This is a genomic window from Variovorax sp. 10N420, from assembly GCF_056394705.1.
Window position 1 is genome coordinate 207329 of sequence record NZ_JBFTIJ010000009.1, and the last position, 12813, is coordinate 220141.

Consider the following 12813-nt stretch of genomic DNA (forward strand, 5'->3'; position numbering starts at 1 on the left):
CGACAAACAGAATTGGAAAGGCGCGAACGAGCGTCCTGACGAAATGATGAATACAACCATGGAAAGACCAGCGGAGATGACCCTATCCCTTCGTGGCGTGCGACCGAACATCGTGCAGTCGATTCGCGCATTTCGCGTGAACGACCTGCAAGAGGCAGCACATGCGGCCGGTCAGCACTTTCTATATGCCAACCTCGGCAACGCCCAGACCAAGCAGGATGTGCTGGATCTGATCGCTCAGCAATTCACCTTTCCGCAGCACTTCGGCAAGAACTTCGATGCGCTGTATGACTGCATGACGGACCCGTTGCACAAATCGGGCCCGCAGCCCGGTTTTGTGATCGTGCTCGAGCAGATCCCTGCGAACGCCAAGTTCGACAAGGAAGCGCGGGAGCAACTGCTGGACATCTTCCGTGACGCTGCCGATTACTGGGGAGACCGAAAGATACCCTTCCGGTGCTTCTATTCTTTTCTGTAGCCCGTTCTGCACAAACCAGCCAAGCAGAACGGGCGAACGAGGCTCAAATCGGCACCGCACCGGCCGCCGATATCGAAGTTCAGAATTCCGACCCAGCGGCAGAAAAAATGCCGACAGACAAATTGGTCGATGTTTCCCCGTTGGCGTTGCGCATGAGCAGCCCGTTCAACGCGGGATATTGGCTCGCTGCAGCGTAGGTGTTGCTCGCCCCCAGGCTTGCCCACTTCGTGTGGCCACCTACCCCCTACCGGGGGCAACACCAGCGGCCCGGCAGAGCCGGTTCCGCGGTGTTTCACTAACAAAGGCCCGTCAGTGACGGGCTTTTTTTCATTTTGGGAACTGCTGGGCCAGGGTTAGGTATTCGTGGACCGGGACTTCTTCGGCGCGGCGCTGGGTGTCGAAGGTGCCGGCGAAAGCCTTTTGATCCAGCCACTTGCCCAAGCTGTGGCGCAGCAGTTTGCGGCGTTGGCTGAAAGCGACCTGGACGATCTCGCCGAGCAGTTCCGCGTCAACCTTCGGCGGCTCCGCCAGCGGCACCATGCGGACCACGGCGCTATCGACACGGGGAGGGGGATCGAAGCTTTCCGGCGGCACGAAAAGAACGTTCTCCATCTCGTACCGCCACTGCAGCATGACGCTCAGACGGCCATAGTCCGAGGTTGCCGGTCGCGCAACCATGCGATCGATCACCTCTTTCTGCAGCATGAAGTGCTGGTCGGAGATCAACGGTGCGAAGCCGAGCAAGTGAAAGAGGATCGGTGTGGAGATGTTGTAGGGCAGGTTGCCTACGACGCGCAGGCCGGTGGAAGGCAGCGCCACGAGCCTGTCGGCAAGCACGGCGAAATCAACCTTCAGGACGTCCGACTCAACCACATCCAATTGACCGTGGCTGCGCAGACGCTGCGCCAGATCGCGATCGAGTTCAATTACGGTCAATCGGCCAAGGCGCTCGACGAGTGGTTGCGTGAGCGCCGCGAGCCCTGGGCCGATTTCGACCATTGCATCGCCGGGCTTCGGGGCAATCTCACGAACAATCGCGTCGATGATGCCTTGGTCAGCAAGGAAATGCTGCCCGAAGCGCTTGCGAGGGACATGAACGCGGCTCACGAGGAAGCGCGCGAAACCTTGGGGCGGCGCATCAGGTCTGCGGAGGGTCGCGGTATTCGACGTAGGCCCGCGCGCGCACTTCCTGGGCCCAAGTCTCGGTGGCTTGCTGGATCTTTTTCTCGCGCAGCACCGCGCGCGCTGCCTCACGCTGCTCGGTCTGGGTGAGCTTGGCTTCTCGGCGACCTTCCACCAAGATCAGGTGGACCCCGAAGCGAGACACCACCGGATCGCTGATCTGACCGGGAGCGAGGCCGTTCATTGCATCTTCGAACTCGGGCACGAACTGGCCCGGGCGCGCCCAGCCGAGGTCGCCGCCTTCCTTGGCGCTTGCGTCTTCCGAGTTGTCCTTGGCAAGGCTCGCGAAGTCCGCCGAACCCTTTTGCACGCGATCCTTGAACTCGGCGAGTTGCGCGACCGATTGAGCAGTGGTGCGCTTGGGATCGTTGCGCAGCAGGATATGACGCACGTGCGTCTGCGTGACGACCGCGTCGGTCGCGCCAGGCTGCGATTTGGACAGCAGCTTGAGCACATGAAAGCCTGCTGGCGACCGAACCGGGCCGGCGATTCCGTTGACCGGGGTCGACTGTGTAGCTTCGACGAAGAGTGGCGGATAACGCTCGGCACTGCGCACCCCGAGCGCGCCACCCGCAGCGCGGTCCGCGTCGGAATTTTCCTGAACGAGCTTTGCGAAATCCTCGCCGGCCCGCGCGCGCTGGGCGAGGCTCTGCGCGCGCTGCTGCAGCTTTGCGATGTCTGTCTCGCTCGCGTTCTCGGGCACGGCGACCAGCAGCTGCGCGATGTTGATGTTCGGCGCGATTGCCGCGTTGCCGCCGGCACGCTGTTCACGAATGAACTGGTCGACTTCGACGTCGCTGATCTTGACCTTGGCTTCGATCTCGCGATCGCGCAGGCGGGTCAGCATGAGCTGATCACGAAGCTCGCGCCGGAACTGCTCCTGCGAGAGTCCCTCGGCCGCCACCCGGCGGCGCAGCTCGGCAAGGCTGATCTGGTTCTGCCGGGCCACCGCCTGTTCGGCCTGGTCGATTGCAAGGTCGTCCACCTTGATGCCGTTTTCCTGGGCCATCTGCAGCTGGGCGTGCTCGTTGATGAGCCGCTCCAGCACCAGACGCGTCAGCTCAGGCCGGGGCATGCGGTCGGCTTCGGGGTTCTCTCTCAGGATGCGCTGAACGCGCGCCTGCACCTCTGTGTTCGTGACGGGTTCGGAGTTGACCAGTGCGACGATGTACTCGGCCGAGCGCTGCACGTTGGGCGGCGCGACCCTCGTGTCGGCCGGGACCGGAGGCGCGATGCGCGGCCCCGAGCGCATGATGTCGGTGATGCCTTGCGCGCCAGAAGCGGTGGCCAGGGTCGCCATGCAGGCAAGCGTAAGGATGGAGCGAATGTGTTTCATGGCGAAGCTCTATCTCAGTCGTAATTGGTGTAGCGGCTCGGCGCGGCGCCGGGTTGGCGTAGAGGGGTGTAGCGCTGGATGTTTTGCGTCAACGTGCGAAGCGGGCTCGTACCGATGCTGGCGAAGCCGACCAGCTCGAGCTGGAACATGATTCGCGTACTGGCTGTGACTTGCCCGGTGGTGATACGTTCAACAACCACGCGGCCGATCCAGCAGCAGCCGTCGTATTCAAAGCCGAGTACGCCGTCGGTGAGTTTGCTGTCTTGCAGACTGTAATTCAGACGGCCTACAGCGTACCAGCGCCCACCCCCCTGACCCCGCCCCGAGCCGAGGTCCTTGCCTTTGTCGCCCCAGAGATCGTTGATGGGCCACTGCCAGCCGACATCGATCGATTGGTTGCCGTCATTGTTGGAGACTCTGGTCCCGTCCGCGGCTGCGGCGTAGCTGCTTGCCTGGTAGCGATAGGCGGCGCTGATCGTGCGATAAGGTCCGGGACTATAGCGGGCGGTCAGCGCGGTGCGCTCGGAGTTGTGCTGGTCCGGGTTGTATTGAACAGTGCCGTCGAAGGTCCACTTGGGCGTCCAGTTGATCTGCGCGCCGAGCAAGAGGTCGCTGAAACGGTCTGTCACAGGAACTCCGCCCGGCAGCGTGACGAGTTCATCGGCAAAACGCAGCCGCTGCGCGATACCGAAGCGGGCAGCCTCGGCGCCCGTGTCCGGATCGATCAATCTCGAAGTCACGCCCAGCGTGAGCAGGTTGCTGTCGGATATCCGGTCATTGCCGGAGAAGGCGTTCTCGGTGTAGACCGTCGCAAAGTTGAAGTCGTTGGCCGCTGAATCGTAGTTGGGCAACTCGTTCTGGTTGCGAAAGGGCGTATAGACGTAGAAGGCGCGAGGCTCGAGCGTCTGCCGGAACGCACGACCGAAATAGTTCGCGTCGCGCTCGAAGATCATCCCGCTGTCGAGACTGAAGGTCGGCACCGTCACGTTGGTTGAAGTCAGCCCGTTGATCGGCGCGTCGAACTGATAGGCGCGGGCATTCACCATCACCTTTGGAATGACGAACGTGCCCGGGGTCAGGAAAGGCCGGCTCAGCGAAAGCTGCGTGAAAGCGCGCTCCCCGTCGGGCTGCCCCTGCAAGATTGGGTCGCCCTGGAAACGCGTGTAGTCGTTGTTGAACGAAAAGTCCAACCCGGCCGGGCCGTCGTACTTGTTGTAGTTGGCCGTGATCTGCGGCATGCGGTCGTATGGCGGAATGATCGGCGAAGGCGCGTATTGCAGCGTCTGATAACTCAGCGCGCGGGCCATGCCGCTCCAGTCCCCTGAACCCCATCGCAGCGCGCCATCATTGGCAAGCAGCCGCGTCGTCAGGGACGGAGTCCGCGTGAAGTCGCGCCAGTAGTTGTCGTCGCTCACGCGATTGATGCTGAGGGAGCCGGTCAGATAGTCGAGGCCGAGCGGTTTGGGGTCGAAAGTCTGGTTGTGTTGGGTCCAGACGCCCCAGCGGTCTTGATCGCGAAGGCGGTCGTACGGCATGTAGTCCGCGCGAATCTCGCCCTGGTACGTGTTCTCAAGATATCGGAACTCGTTTCCGAGATTGATGCCGCGCTTGCTCATCAGCGTCGGATAGAACGTTGCATCGCGATTCGGGGCAATGTTCCAGTAGTAGGGCGTGGTCACTTCGATGCCGTTGACACTGTCGATGCCGATCACCGGCGGCAGCAGACCGGACTTGCGCGCGTTGCTCAGAGGAAAGCTGAGCGAGGGGAACGGCGGAGTGCTGATGCCCATGAAGGTGACCTGCGCGCTTGTCGCCACCCCGATGTTTTCTTCCGAGTCGGTGGTGATGGTCTTGGCGCGCAGGAGCCAGGCGGGCATCCAGCCCGGATAGTCCTCGGGACGACAGGTGGTGTAGGTCGCGATGCGTGCGACGGAGACATTGCTGTCGATGAAGTCGATTCGCTCCGCGTCTCCCCGCCCGCCATTGGCGAGGAAGGAGTAGCGGACCTTGTTGAAAAACCCTTCGAAGGATTCGAGCTTGAGCTCCAGTTCGGGGCCTTCGTAGACATTGCCGGCCTGGTTCACATGGACGTTGCCGGTCGCGCGGGCGCGATCTTCGGGCTGGTAGTACTCCAGCCGGTCGGCGCGAATGAAGGTGTCGCCACGACGCAGCGTGGCGTTGCCTTCGACCACCGTCTCGAGATCGGGCCTGCCGGAGATGCGATCTCCATCCACGAAGCTGGGCCGGTCGCCGCGCTGCGCGGGCGTGATCACTTCGGCAAGCTGCGGTGTGCGCTTGAGCACGAGCGGAGCATCCAGTTCCGTATCCTGCGCCCGCACGGCGTGCGCATGCAACAGTGCGAGCGTCAGCACCGCCAGCGGCAAGGGCGGGCGGCACCGGCGCCAGGCAGCTCGGTTCAGGTCAGGCATCGGTACGGAACAAATATCTTCTGAAGGGGAAGGGCGGCGCCGACGGCCGTCGAGTTGGGAGAGCCCGCGCAAGGCGGATTTGTAGAATCAATTATCCATGACAGCCTCTTCGTCCCCGGTCGACCGCGCCGCATCTCCCCTTCATTCCCCAGCGTGGACCGATCCGGCCCGTGCCCAGGCGTTCAACCGCTGGATGGATCGCGTTGCACCAGCGCGCCAATTGCAGCCGCAGACCGTGCGGCTCGCCTCGGCAGACGCCAGTTTCAGACGCTACTTCCGGGTCGACACGAGCGACGGCGCCAAGACCCGCATCATCATGGATGCACCGCCCGCCCAGGAGAACAGCGCCCCTTTCGTTCAGATCGCCAAGCTGATGAGCGACGCAGGCGTCACTGGGCCCACGGTGCTCGAGTGGGATCAGACCGACGGATTCCTGCTACTCGATGACCTGGGTGCGCACACGATGCTCGACGTGATCGATCCCGCCGACTCTGGCGCGGCGCGGCCTCTCTACGAGCAGGCGATCGATGCACTGATCCGCTGGCAACTGGCATCGAAGCCGAATGTCCTGCCTCCTTACGATCGCGCGCTGCTGGAGCGCGAGCTTGCGCTGTTTCCGCAGTGGTACATCGCCAGGCACCGAGGAATTTCGGTGGAGGGGCAGCTCAAGGAGCGTCTCGACCGCAGTTTTGCATTGATCGTCGAGAACAATCTCGCCGCGCCGTGCGTGTACGTGCATCGCGACTTCATGCCTCGCAACCTGATGGTCAAGGAGGGACAGGCGCTGGGCGTGCTGGACTTCCAGGACGCGGTTCATGGCCCGATCACCTATGACATCGCAAGCCTCATGCGCGATGCGTTTCTGAGTTGGGACGAAGAGTTCGTGATCGACGTCACCGTGCGCTATTGGGAGCGGGCCCGCAAGGCTGGTCTGCCTGTCGACGACGATTTCGGTGCGTTCTATAGGGGCGTCGAATGGATGGGTCTGCAGCGCCACCTGAAAGTCGCGGGCATCTTCGCGCGGCTCACGGTTCGTGACGGCAAGCCCAAGTACCTGGCCGATACGCCGCGGTTCATCGCCTATATCCGCGCGACCGCCAGTCGCTATCGCGAACTCACACCGTTGCTGCGCGTGATCGACGAAGTCGAAGGCACTCAGCCGTTGAGCGGCTTCGCCTACGGACGCATGTGACGGCGCGATTTCACTGCGCTGTGGCGCTGGTCGAGAACAGCTCGCTCACGCTGCCGCCCGGTGCTGCGCGCCACGTGCAGGTGCTTCGGATGCAACCCGGCGATGCGCTGACCCTCTTCGATGGCAGCGGCGGCGAATTCGCGGCGACCGTCGACCGCATGGGGCGGAGCGACGTCGATGTCACAGTCGGCGCGCGCAAGCCCATCGAGCGCGAGGCTGCGCGAGCGGTGCACCTGGCCGTCGGTATGCCGGCCAACGAACGGATGGATTGGCTGGTCGAGAAAGCGACCGAACTCGGCGTCGCGAGCATTCAGCCGCTCGTGACGGCACATGGGGTGCTCCGGTTGTCAGGCGAAAGGGCCGACAAGAAGCGCCTGCATTGGGAAGCCATCGCAATTTCGGCCTGCGAGCAATGCGGACGCAACCGTGTTCCGGTGATTCATCCGGTTCGGCCGCTGGCAGGGTGGCTCGCGGCATCGGCGGACGATTCGGAACGGTTCATCTTGAGCCTCACCGAAGGAGCTTGGTCGGCGCACGAAGCGGCGGCCAGCATTCAGCGTTCGGTTTGGGTCCTGAGCGGCCCGGAAGGCGGCCTCAGTGCTTCAGAAGAAAAAGAAGCGCTGGTCCGCGGCTTTGCCCCGCTGACGCTGGGACCGCGTGTCTTGCGCGCTGAAACAGCCGCGCTCGCTGCGCTGGTGTTGCTCACCGATTCGCAATGAAAGATCAAAGAATGATGTCATCTCGCCTCATTTCCTTGCCCTCGCGGGCTTTGCTGCCGTCGCGCATGGCGCCCATCGTGCTTGCCGCAGCATGCATCGGCGGCGGCGCGCACGCACAAGTCTCCGCTGTGGCGCCGACGCCGTCGCAGGTTCGGCCCGCAGTCGACGAGGCGTATACGCAGCTCCTGGCCGCACCGGCCGTCAAGCAGTTGCTTGATGCCGTCAAGGCTGACCATGAGCGTTCGGTCGAGGATCTGAAGGCGCTCACCGAGATCGAGGCGCCGCCGTTCAAGGAGCAGAAGCGCGCCGAAGCGTTTCTTGCGCGACTCAAGGCACTCGGCCTTGCGGACGCCAGGATCGACGCCGAGGGCAACGTGATCGGCGTGCGCAAAGGTACCGGCAACGGGCCGACACTGCTGATCTCGGCGCATCTCGATACGGTCTTTCCCGCAGGCACGGACGTCAAGGTCAAGGAGCGGGATGGAAAGCTCCATGCGCCTGGCATCTCGGACGACACACGGGGCCTTTCCGTGTTGCTCTCCTGGCTCAAGGTGCTGAACGATCACAAGGTGCAGACGGTCGGCGACCTGATGTTTGTGGGCAATGTGGGCGAAGAAGAACTCGGCAACTTGCGCGGCATGAAGGCCATTTTTCGCGATCACCCGGAGATCGACGGCATGGTTGGCCTGGAGCCGGCGCCGGACGGAACCGTTCTCGTGCTCGGTACCGCCAGCCATCGCTACGAAGTGAACTTCAAGGGCCCGGGTGGCCACAGCTACGCGGCGTTTGGTCAGGTTCCGAGCGCGATCCACGGGATGGGTCGCGCCATCGCAAAGATCGCCGACATCAAGACGCCGAGCTTTCCCAAGACGACGTTCACCGTCGGCACCGTCGGCGGTGGAACCTCCGTCAACACCATCGCGCCGGATGCGCGAATGGCGGTGGACATCCGCTCGGACGAAATGGGCGCCTTGCTGGACACTGAAAAGAAGGTGCTGTCCGCAATCGACGAGGCCGTAGCGGAAGAAAACAAGCGCTGGAATGTCACGACCCTCAGTGCATCGACCAAGCTTATCGGCGATCGGCCAGGCGGACGCACAGGGTCGGATTCTGTGGTCGTCGAGGCGGCGGTCCGCTCCAACGCCGCTTTCGGCCATAAGACGCTCCTCACCGGCGCCAGCACGGATGCCAACGTGCCGATGTCGCTGGGGATCCCGGCGATCATCATCGGTAGCGGAGGCAAGACCGGCGGCTTTCATGCGCTGTCTGAATGGATCGACGTGACAGATGGTTGGCAGGGCGCGCAGAATGCGCTCGCGACCGTGCTTGGGCTGGTCGGCGTGCAGGGTGTGAGCGAGCCGCTGCTGGCCAAGCGGACACCGCGCCCCAAGTAACGCCGCGTTCCACATCCTTCATTGCTTCAGGAGCCCATCATGGGATTGCTCGATTCGGTACTCGGTCAGGTGCTCGGCGGCGCGCAGGCGCAACCTCAGGAAGGCGGTCCCGGCGGGCTCAGCGGCCTCGAGGGGCTCGGCAATCTGGGCGGCATTGCCGGCGCCCTTGGCGGGCTGCTCGCTAACAACAGTGAAACTGGTGGCCTCGGCGGGTTGGTGTCCAAGTTCGATCAGGCCGGGATGGGCGACGTCATCGGCTCGTGGATAGGCAAGGGCGAGAACGCGCCCATCTCTGGAGGCCAGTTGCAGGACGTGCTGGGCAGCGACGCGATCTCCGGCATCGCGCAAAAGCTCGGGATGAACAGCGCAACCTTGCTGCCATTGCTCGCAACGCTGCTGCCCACCTTGATCGATCACCTGACGCCGAAGGGGCAGGTGCCTGCCGAAGGCCTCGGCAATCACGATGATCTGCTGTCATCCCTGAGCGGCTTGCTTCAAAAGGGCTGACGACCGCAGTCCTTCGTTCATGCCATGAATCGCAATCTCTGGCTGCTGACCATTTGCCAAGGCTTGTTCCTGACGAACAACGTCACGTTCATCGCAATCAATGGTCTCGTCGGATTGGCACTCGCGCCGCATGGCTGGATGGCAACGCTGCCCGTGATGGGCTACGTGGTGGGCGGCGCGCTCGCGACCGGCTTGGTGGCGCGCACCCAGCGCCGTCTCGGTCGTCGACGTTCATTCCAGATCGGCATTGCAGTGGCGCTGTTCTCGGCGCTGCTGTGCGCGCAAGCTGCTGTCTGGAAGGACTTCTGGCTCCTCTGCTTTGCGACGCTGGTCGCTGGCTACTACAACGCCAACGCCAGCCTTTACCGATTTGCCGCCGCGGAACTCGCCGCTCCCGAATGGCGCGAGAAGGCGGTGTCGCTGGTGATGGCTGGTGGTCTGATCGGTGCTGTCGCGGGGCCGAATCTCGCCGCGGTCACGCGCAATTGGTTCGAAGTGCCGTTCGCTGGTGCGTACCTCGCCCTGGCGGTGATCGCGCTGGCGTCGATGGCGATGATGCAATTCATCGACTTTCCCGCGCCACCGGCCAAGAACGCATCCGCAGGCGGGCGATCGCTTTCCGAGATCGCACGTCAGCCGGTATTCATCGTTGCCGCTGTCTCGGGCGCGCTGGGATTCGGTGTCATGAATCTGCTGATGGCCGCGACGCCGATCGCCATGCAGGTGTGCAGTCTTCCATTTGAAGATGTAGCGCTCGTCCTTGAATGGCACGTGATCGGGATGTTTGCGCCGGGCTTCTTCACCGGTCACCTGATCCGCCGGTTCGGCGCGCTGCCGGTCATGGGTGTCGGATTGCTGCTCAACCTGGGGTGCATCGCCGTCGCGCTGTCTGGCGTGGACTTGCATCGGTTCGTGATTGCGTTGTTCATGCTGGGAGTGGGCTGGAACTTTCTCTTCACCGGCAGCACGACCTTGTCGCTGACCGCGTACACGGCCGAGGAAAGGGACCGGGCGCAAGGCGCGCTGAACTTCTGTGTCTTCGGGACCCTGGCGATCAGCTCTTTCGCGTCAGGCGTACTGGTCACGACACAGGGATGGCGCTTGCTTAACTTCGGCTCGTTGGTGCCAGTGGTGCTGACCGGCCTTGCGCTCTTGTGGCTTGCGCGGCGGCGCGCCGCGTCCGCCCCGGCAGCCGCCTAGGGATTCGGAAAGCGTTCGGCCAACCAGTGCTCGAGCCTGTCGAAGACGGGCTCAGCGTCGCGTTCATTGAAGATTTCGTGGAAGTGGCTCGTGTAGCACGTGGTGCTCACAGTCTCAGGCGGCGCCGCACTTTCGAATGCGCGGCTGCCCGCGGGAGAAACAAGGCGATCATCCCCGGCGTAGATGAGCAGCGTCGGCACGCGCCAAGCGGCAGCAGCCGACTGCACCGTGGTGCCCTCATCCGCCAAAAAGCTCGCCAGCCGCGCGCCGATGCGATCGTGACACAGCGGGTCGGCTCGATACGCTTCTGCCACCGCGGGATCGTGCGACAGATACTTGAGGTCGAGTCCATTGCTCACGCGCAATTCGGGCGCGAGCCGCGACAGCATTGCGATCAGGAGCTTCTGGAATCGGCTGAGACCGGGATCGAGTGCTGGCGACGAAAGCACCAGTGCATCTACCGTGCGCACATCGCGCGCGACGAAGCTTGCAGCCACCAGCCCACCCAGGCTGTGGCCAAGCAGAACCACCGGGAGCCCCGGGTGCCGGCGCCTGGCATCGTCGACCACGAGCGCGAGATCTTCGGTAAGGCGGTTGGACGTCGGCAAACCGCCGCGCGCGCCGGTGGAAGCGCCATGGCCATACTGATCGAGGGCGAGCACTTCGAAGCCCCACCCATTGAGTCGCTGTGCGACATGCGCATGGCGGCCGGCGTGTTCGCCCAAGCCATGAACGATGACGACGACGGCTCTTGCAACGGTACGTCCTGGTGGCCAGACGTGCAGCGCCAATGTTTCGCCGTCGGGCGTTCGCAGCGCTTGATGCACCTGCGGCGCCGCTTGCGTCGGACGAGCGCTCAAGCAGCGACGGCGTTCGCCGCCGGCAAGGCCGCGATGACCTCCGCCACCGCCGCCGTCAGTTTCTTGGCATAAGGGACATGCAGGAACTCGTTGGGCCCGTGCGCATTGCTCTTGGGGCCCAGCACACCGCAGACCATCATTTGCGCCTTCGGGAAGCCGACACTCAACATGTTCATGAGCGGGATGGTGCCGCCTTGCCCGATGTAGCCGCAGCTCGCGCCGAAGTGCGCCTGTGACGCGGCATTCAGCGCATGCTCGAACCATGGCGCGGTGTCGGGGGCGTTCCATCCGGTCGCGCCGCCATGGCTCTCGAAGGTGACCTTGGCCTGGTAGGGTGCGTTGTCCTCGAGCAAAGACTTGAGCTGTTGCACTGCCTGACCCGCATCGACCAGCGGCGGCAGACGCAGTGACAGCTTGAATGCGGTGTAGGGGCGCAGTACGTTCCCGGCGTCCTTCAACGCCGGGAACCCTTCGGCGCCGGTGACGGAGAGCGTGGGCTTCCAAGTGCGATTCAGCAGCGCCTCCACCGGGTCCGTCGTGGTCGGCAGCGCAAACGCCGATGCGCCGCCGCAATCGTAGTGCGCCCACGGAAAGCGTTTGTAGACTTCTTCGCCAAGGATCGCGGCCGTCGCCTTGGCCTGCGACAACCGTTCAGCCGGGACCGCGCAATGAAAACTCTCGGGCAGTAGACGGCCGGTCTTGCTGTCTTCGAGTCGGTCAAGGACCTGCCGCACGATGCGGAAGCTCGACGGCACCAATCCCGAAGCGTCGCCCGAGTGCACGCCTTCGGTCAGGATCTCGACCTTCAGCGTACCGCTCGCCATGCCGCGCAATGAAGTGGTGAGCCAAAGCTGATCGTAGTTGCCCGCGCCCGAATCGAGACAGATGACGAGCGACACGTCGCCCAGTCTCGGCCGCAATGCGTCGACATAGGGGAGCAGATCGTATGAGCCGGATTCCTCGCACGTTTCGATCAGACCCACGATGCGCGGATGTGCCGCGCCTTGGGCTTTCAGCGCCTGGATTGCTGCCACGCTCGCATAGACGGCGTAACCGTCGTCCGCGCCTCCGCGTCCGTACAGCAGGCCGTCTTCGTATTTGGGTGTCCAGGGGCCGAGGTCGTTGCGCCAGCCGGTGAATTCAGGCTGCTTGTCGAGGTGGCCGTACATCAGCACGGTTTCGGTCATGTCCGTACCGGTCGCCGCCAGCTCGAAGAAGAGCACCGGCGTGCGGCCTTCGAGCCGCACGATCTCCAGCTTCAGGCCATCGACCTTCTGAGCTTCGACCCAGGCAGCGGCATTGCGCATCACGGTTTCGAGGTAGCCGTTCTGTGCCCACTCCTTGTCGAAGCCCGGGGACTTGGCTGGGATCGCGATGTAGTTGGTGAGTTGCTTGACGATGTCGTTGTCCCATTGGGACGAGACGTCGGACAGTGCGCGCCCGGCGTCGAGCAGGCCGGCGGGCATTTCGCGGTGGAGAGGGGCGTTCATGAAAGTACTCCGCGGGGTGAGGAGAA

11 protein-coding genes are annotated in these 12813 nt (G+C 63.5%); 6 read left to right on the forward strand and 5 right to left on the reverse strand.

Annotation, left to right across the window (positions count from 1 at the left end; translation table 11 throughout):
- Positions 1-58: 58 nt before the first annotated feature.
- Positions 59-478, forward strand: coding sequence for a barstar family protein (locus AC1DEK_RS22725; RefSeq protein WP_478127555.1), 420 nt, complete (start codon positions 59-61; stop codon positions 476-478).
- A gap of 327 nt (positions 479-805) precedes the next feature.
- Here AC1DEK_RS22725 and rsmA read toward each other — a convergent pair whose 3' ends face one another.
- Genes rsmA through AC1DEK_RS22740 form a run of 3 tightly spaced genes read right to left on the reverse strand, consistent with a single transcriptional unit; the run spans position 806 to position 5425 of the window.
- Positions 806-1585, reverse strand: a complete 780-nt coding sequence (gene rsmA / locus AC1DEK_RS22730) for a 16S rRNA (adenine(1518)-N(6)/adenine(1519)-N(6))-dimethyltransferase RsmA (protein WP_478127556.1) — start codon at positions 1583-1585, stop codon at positions 806-808.
- Positions 1586-1616: 31 nt separating this feature from the next.
- The gene (locus AC1DEK_RS22735) at positions 1617-2996 is read right to left on the reverse strand and encodes a peptidylprolyl isomerase (protein WP_478127557.1); all 1380 of its coding nucleotides are present in this window, start codon (positions 2994-2996) and stop codon (positions 1617-1619) included.
- Between the two features lie 14 nt (positions 2997-3010).
- Positions 3011-5425 carry an LPS-assembly protein LptD gene (locus tag AC1DEK_RS22740; protein WP_478127558.1) on the reverse strand — a complete coding sequence of 805 codons (2415 nt, stop codon included), beginning with the start codon at positions 5423-5425 and terminating at the stop codon, positions 3011-3013.
- 97 nt (positions 5426-5522) lie between these two features.
- Between AC1DEK_RS22740 and AC1DEK_RS22745 the strand changes: the two genes are divergently transcribed.
- From AC1DEK_RS22745 to AC1DEK_RS22765, 5 genes are read left to right on the forward strand one after another with little or no spacing between them, the layout of a single operon-like run.
- Positions 5523-6617 (forward strand): aminoglycoside phosphotransferase family protein, encoded by a 1095-nt coding sequence (locus AC1DEK_RS22745; protein ID WP_478127559.1) that lies wholly within the window; start codon positions 5523-5525, stop codon positions 6615-6617.
- Positions 6614-7336: a 16S rRNA (uracil(1498)-N(3))-methyltransferase gene (locus AC1DEK_RS22750; protein WP_478127560.1), complete on the forward strand. Its 723-nt coding sequence runs from the start codon at positions 6614-6616 to the stop codon at positions 7334-7336. The genes AC1DEK_RS22745 and AC1DEK_RS22750 overlap by 4 nt, the downstream gene beginning before the upstream one ends.
- 14 nt (positions 7337-7350) lie before the next feature.
- Complete coding sequence (locus AC1DEK_RS22755) at positions 7351-8730, forward strand: M20/M25/M40 family metallo-hydrolase (protein ID WP_478127639.1); 1380 nt, start codon at positions 7351-7353, stop codon at positions 8728-8730.
- A 39-nt stretch (positions 8731-8769) separates the two neighbouring features.
- Positions 8770-9237: a YidB family protein gene (locus AC1DEK_RS22760; protein WP_478127561.1), complete on the forward strand. Its 468-nt coding sequence runs from the start codon at positions 8770-8772 to the stop codon at positions 9235-9237.
- 24 nt (positions 9238-9261) lie between these two features.
- Positions 9262-10437: an MFS transporter gene (locus AC1DEK_RS22765; protein ID WP_478127562.1), complete on the forward strand. Its 1176-nt coding sequence runs from the start codon at positions 9262-9264 to the stop codon at positions 10435-10437.
- Here AC1DEK_RS22765 and AC1DEK_RS22770 read toward each other — a convergent pair.
- Both AC1DEK_RS22770 and AC1DEK_RS22775 read right to left on the reverse strand, forming a co-directional pair.
- Complete coding sequence (locus AC1DEK_RS22770) at positions 10434-11297, reverse strand: lysophospholipase (RefSeq protein ID WP_478127563.1); 864 nt, start codon at positions 11295-11297, stop codon at positions 10434-10436. The two genes, AC1DEK_RS22765 and AC1DEK_RS22770, sit on opposite strands and share 4 nt — an antisense overlap.
- Positions 11294-12787 (reverse strand): M20 family metallopeptidase, encoded by a 1494-nt coding sequence (locus tag AC1DEK_RS22775; protein ID WP_478127564.1) that lies wholly within the window; start codon positions 12785-12787, stop codon positions 11294-11296. The genes AC1DEK_RS22770 and AC1DEK_RS22775 overlap by 4 nt, the downstream gene beginning before the upstream one ends.
- Between the last annotated feature and the right edge of the window lie 26 nt (positions 12788-12813).

Bases quoted from the DNA above. Each gene is read 5' to 3' on its own strand.
- AC1DEK_RS22760 (WP_478127561.1), top strand. From the start codon at position 8,770: ATGGGATTGCTCGATTCGGTACTCGGTCAGGTGCTCGGCGGCGCGCAG.
- AC1DEK_RS22725 (WP_478127555.1), top strand. From the start codon at position 59: ATGGAAAGACCAGCGGAGATGACCCTATCCCTTCGTGGCGTGCGACCG.
- AC1DEK_RS22775 (WP_478127564.1), bottom strand. From the start codon at position 12,787: ATGAACGCCCCTCTCCACCGCGAAATGCCCGCCGGCCTGCTCGACGCC.
- AC1DEK_RS22745 (WP_478127559.1), top strand. From the start codon at position 5,523: ATGACAGCCTCTTCGTCCCCGGTCGACCGCGCCGCATCTCCCCTTCAT.
- AC1DEK_RS22735 (WP_478127557.1), bottom strand. From the start codon at position 2,996: ATGAAACACATTCGCTCCATCCTTACGCTTGCCTGCATGGCGACCCTG.
- AC1DEK_RS22755 (WP_478127639.1), top strand. From the start codon at position 7,351: ATGTCATCTCGCCTCATTTCCTTGCCCTCGCGGGCTTTGCTGCCGTCG.
- AC1DEK_RS22765 (WP_478127562.1), top strand. From the start codon at position 9,262: ATGAATCGCAATCTCTGGCTGCTGACCATTTGCCAAGGCTTGTTCCTG.
- AC1DEK_RS22740 (WP_478127558.1), bottom strand. From the start codon at position 5,425: ATGCCTGACCTGAACCGAGCTGCCTGGCGCCGGTGCCGCCCGCCCTTG.